5 protein-coding genes are annotated in these 4,719 nt (G+C 61.8%); all 5 read right to left on the bottom strand.

Going from position 1 to position 4,719, the window contains the following annotated elements:
- Nucleotides 1-548: 548 nt before the first annotated feature.
- Nucleotides 549-1,148 (bottom strand): hypothetical protein, encoded by a 600-nt coding sequence (locus FJ319_14505; protein MBM3935476.1) that lies wholly within the window; start codon nucleotides 1,146-1,148, stop codon nucleotides 549-551.
- A 93-nt stretch (nucleotides 1,149-1,241) separates the two neighbouring features.
- On the bottom strand, nucleotides 1,242-2,069 hold the full coding sequence (locus FJ319_14500; GenBank protein MBM3935475.1) for an amidohydrolase: 828 nt from the start codon (nucleotides 2,067-2,069) through the stop codon (nucleotides 1,242-1,244).
- A 101-nt stretch (nucleotides 2,070-2,170) separates the two neighbouring features.
- Entirely contained in the window at nucleotides 2,171-2,497 is a 327-nt protein-coding gene (locus tag FJ319_14495) for a four helix bundle protein (GenBank protein MBM3935474.1), read from the bottom strand.
- Between the two features lie 133 nt (nucleotides 2,498-2,630).
- Nucleotides 2,631-3,770 (bottom strand): galactonate dehydratase, encoded by a 1,140-nt coding sequence (gene dgoD, locus FJ319_14490; GenBank protein MBM3935473.1) that lies wholly within the window; start codon nucleotides 3,768-3,770, stop codon nucleotides 2,631-2,633.
- Nucleotides 3,771-3,814: 44 nt separating this feature from the next.
- Nucleotides 3,815-4,618 carry a sulfite exporter TauE/SafE family protein gene (locus tag FJ319_14485; protein ID MBM3935472.1) on the bottom strand — a complete coding sequence of 268 codons (804 nt, stop codon included), beginning with the start codon at nucleotides 4,616-4,618 and terminating at the stop codon, nucleotides 3,815-3,817.
- Between the last annotated feature and the right edge of the window lie 101 nt (nucleotides 4,619-4,719).

The raw sequence follows: 4,719 nt of genomic DNA, 5'->3' as shown, positions 1-4,719 counted from the left end.
GTTTTGGGGGGCCATGGGCACTCCTCAAAAACTTGATGATTTTTCAAAACCATGGTAGCCGCCTTACAAAGCCGTTGCCAGTCCATAGGATCACACATTTTCTGCAAATATGCCCATTTCGACGACGCTTTGGGAGGAGAAATCCAAGGCGATGCGGTCAGTCACGCATGTGACCACGCAATACTACCTTTGCCACCCTGAGCGGCAGCGAAGGGTCTAAGGGCGTTGCTTGCGGATAAAGGACTCTACCGCCCGTTAGGGCTTTAGACCCTTCGCTGCCGCTCAGGGTGGCAAGGGGGGCGGTGAGGGTGGCAAGATAGGTGAAGGGTGCGTTAGGCATGGGCGGCTATCGCGGCGGATGCCGATGGCAGGTACCAGGGCAGGTCGCACATCGGTGCGCCCCTACGATATCCGGACCTGCCTCGCTCTGGTACCGTGCCTGGTGCATCCTTATCCCAGCCCCCAGCCCCGACTGTTACCCTTCCTTCCCGTACCCCGTACCTTGCCCTGAACCCCGATGAGTCATCGAATCGGGGCCGTACCCCCTCCTACTCCTTCGCCCAGCCGTGGTCGCGGGGGATGAGCCACGTCTCGGACAGCGCGAGGCAGCAGGTGGTGCCGTCCGCCGTGCCAATCTTCCGGGGGAGCGACTTGCCAGGGATGGCGATCCCGTTCACGGTCATCTGCGCCCGCCGCGCCGGAACGAGGACGTTGTACAGGCCGTGCGGCTGTGAGGGCTTGTTCTCGAACGGCTTATTCGCCATCGCGAACGGCTCCATGAAGTCGTACCAGGTCAGGACGATGTCGTCGTGGTCCGACTGAATGTACTCGCTCCAGTAGGTGAGCGTGTCGCCCTCTTTCCAGAACTCGGCCTGGATGATGGGTATCTCCGGCCCGGTGAAGTCGCTGGTCATCGACGCCATGATCCCTTCCTGGAGCCACCTCGCCAGGGCGATGTTGTCGGCGTAGATGCGCGGCAGACCCTCCGTGTGGTCGCCCATCGTGAACAGGGCGTGGCCCGACCCCTTCGGTGACAGGTTGGAGCGCCAGTGGCTGTTCGAGGCCGTCGATGGCTCGCCCTCCGCCATCCCGAGCCGCAGGAATGAGTTCTCGCCGGTGAATCGGACTTTGTTGTTATCTACGCCCATTGAACACCTCCAGAGCAGGGTTTAGGGTTTGGGGTAACAGCCGGGTATAGGGTATGGCAGAAGGGATCCGGTTCGACCATACCCGATACCCCTCTAGCCCGTCCACTTCCAGATGCTCTCCGCCGTTTTGTGGAACACCCACTCCCTGTCCTCGGGCTTGAGGAAGTCCACGTGCACGCGCGCGATGTCCACGCCCGGCTTGTAGCCGGGCTTGCGGGTGATGCCGGGGAAGTCGGAGCCGTAGAGCATGCGCTTCGGGCCGAAGGTCTCAAAAAGGTGCTTGGCGATCCTCTGCGTATCGGGGTGCGGGTAGGGCTGGCGAGACAGGCCATGGAAGTGCGACATCTTCACGTAGACGCTCGGGTACTTCACCAGCTTCGTCACGTTCTCCAGGAGCGGCGAGGGGAACGGCTCGAAGTGGCCGGGGCGGCCCATGTGGTCGATGACCACCTTCGTCGCCGGGTGCCGCGCGATGATCGGCTCCAGGTACGGCAGGTCCTGCGCGCTCGCGAGGACGATGAACGTCACGTTGAGCTCGGCGACCTTGTTCCACAGCCGGTCCTGGTCTGTGAAGGATAGCTCCATCGGGTTTTTGTGGCGGGAGAGGTACAGGCGCGTGCCGCCGAAGCCGTACTCCTTCACCTGGCGCTCCAGCTCCTCCGGCGCGTCACGTCGCTGCGGGTTGATCAGGCCGCATGCCGCCAGCCTGTCCGGGAAGCGGCGCAGGCACTCGGCGACGTACTCCGTCGTTTCCTTGTTATCGTACTCGTCCGGCTGCACGATGACGGCCTTATCGACGCCCGCGTGGTCCAGCGTTTCGATCAGGAACTCGACGTTAGGGTTGCCCTCGCCCTTGTTTTCGGGGAGAGGGTACTTGTTGGGGTTATTGGGGTAGATGTGAACGTGTGAGTCTATGAACATGGGACCTCCTAAGGGTGCTGGGTGCTAGGTGCTGGGTGCTGGGTGCTGGGTAACAGCCGAAGGCGGGAGGGCCTTCAGGCTGTATCCCAGCGTTCAGCGTTCTATTCGGCCGTTCTTTTAGCTAAGGTTGATCTCAGGGCGCGAATCTGTCTGCCCAAAGAGTCTGCTATTTGGCGAGCTGCCGCCGATCGCTCCTGCGTCAAATACTTCAGGCGAATAGCGATCAATACTTGTGTCTCAAGCTCCGCAAGCGAGGCCTGAGCCATTGAAAGGTGGTGAAGATACTCCTTGATGTGATGTCTTTCGTGACCTTCGGCAATATTAGACGGTATAGAAACTACCGCCCTTTGAAGCTGCTGTGCAAGGCCATATCGTTCATGGGGTGGAAAGGTTGAGGAGACTCTATATGTCTCCTCAACAAGGTCCATCCCATCTGCCAGACCCTGAGATCCTGATAGCTCTTGACGGCCATTCTGCCATACTCCTATCCTCGTTCCCAGCACCCAGCACCCAGCACCCAGCACCCAGCACCCAGCACCCAGCACCCAGCACCCAGCACCCCTACTGGTCCACCACGCTGCCGTCCGTCATGAGGCGCGTCCGCACCTCGCGCGGCTTGGGTGGGTACTTGGCGAGCGCGTCGTCGTTGAGCTCGATGCCGATGCCTGGCGTCGTGGGGATCGTGAGGAAGCCATTCTTTATTTCGAGGGGCTTCTTGACGATGTCGCTCTTGGGCGGCTCCAGCTCGCCCAGCGGGTACTCCTGGATGGCGAAGTTGGGGATGCACGCCGCAAGCTGCAGGCACGCCGCCGTGCTCACCGGCCCGAGCGGGTTGTGCGGGATCACGCCGACGTAGTGCGCCTCCGCTAGCGCGGCTATCTTCTTTGAGTGCGTGATGCCGCCGGCCATGCAGACGTCCGGGCGCACGTACTGCACCGCGCCGCGCGAGAGGAGCATCTGGAACTCGTGGATCGTGTGCAGGCGCTCGCCCGTCGCGATGGGGATGTTCACCTTGTTCGCGACGAGCGCCATCGCGTCGAAGTTGTCCGGCAGAATGGGGTCCTCGTAGAACATCGGGTGGAACTGCGCGATGCCCTGCGCCAGCACAATCGCCTCGGCGGGAGTCAGGCGGCGGTGGATCTCGATGCAGATGTCCATTTCCTTGCCCGCCACCTCGCGGTAGGTGCCCACGGCGTTGATCGCGTCCTCCATCTTGTCCACGTGCGTCTTGAAGTACGGTATGTCGTAGGAGTCGTCCAGGAACGGCGTCAGGTGGCCGACGGCGGTGAAGCCCTTCTTCTTTGCGTCCTTGATGCCGTTGACCAGCTCTTCTCGAGTGTGGCCGAAGACGTGGTAGTAGACTCGCGCCCTGTCGCGTGTCTTGCCACCGAGGAGCTGGTAGACGGGGACGCCGAGGTACTTGCCGGCGATGTCCCACAGCGCGATGTCCAGCGCGCTCAGCGCGCCCATGATCGCCGCGCCGCGGAAGTGGGCGAAGCGGTACATGTACTGCCAGTGGTGCTCGATTAGCAGGGGATTCTGGCCCACCAGGTAGCGGCCGAACTTCTGCATCGCCGCCTCGGAGGCCTCCAGGAAGCCCCAGGTGCCCGACTCGCCGATGCCGACGATCCCTTCGTCGGTGTGGACCTTCACGAACAGGTAGCGGTCTACGGGCAGCGTCTCAACGCGCGTGATCTTCATTTAGGCACCGGTGAATTGGGTTCGGGGCATATGATAGCGCATGCCTATAGCGCCGTCACCACTTCGCGGGCCAGGACGATGACGCTGGTGATGGCGATGATTGCGACGACTCCTCGGCGGAACATCGCGTCGTTGATGCGGCGGACGATGAGGACGGCGAGGCGGTACCCCACGATCGACGGGATGACGACCGCCAGGACGAGCAGGATGCGCTCCCGCGTGTACAGCCCCGCGACGGCGTAGCCCACGATTGCGGCGAGCCCCATCGGCATGTAGTAGAAGGCCATTGTGGCGCGTATTTTCGGGACTGAGTAGTTGAAGTTCATCAGGAATAGCATCATCAGCGGCCCGCCGATCGCGAGGCCCGTCACCAGGGCCGACACGGCGAACCCGATGATTGGGCCGGACACCCTCGGCGCGGGCACTTTTACGCGGATGTTGAGCGCGACGATGATTGTGAGCAGGATGATGAGGACGGTGATGCCAATTCGCAAGGCGACGGCGCTCAGGGAGCTGAGGGCGATCACACCCACCGGCACGCCGAGCACTGCCGATACCGCCAGCGGGATGTTCGCCTTGATCTCAAGGTGGTCCCGCGTATCTGCCAGCACCATCGCCAGCAGCCCCGCCGCGATGGTGTTGATGAGGACGACGACGGTCTTGGGGTCGAACACAAGCAGCAGGAACGGCGTCGTCACCAGCCCAATGCCGAAGCCAGTGGCGCTAAGTATGACCGCGCCCACGAGCATGACGACGGCGGCGATGATGAGGTGGACGGTGTCGAGCAAGAGGCATTCCTGATGGGTTGGAGGTTCGTTTTGTTCCTCTCCCTCAGGAGACCTTTGCATAACCCGAGGTAGAGGCGATAATCATACCTGTGCGAGGAAGATATAGCAAAATGGAGTGAGCCATGCACCGCAATATGGGAAACCCGTCCATGATCGAAGCG

Source organism: SAR202 cluster bacterium, from assembly GCA_016872355.1.
In the GTDB taxonomy this organism is placed as follows: Bacteria; Chloroflexota; Dehalococcoidia; order Lucifugimonadales; family VGZY01; genus VGZY01.
This window is presented reverse-complemented; position numbering and strand designations above follow the sequence as displayed.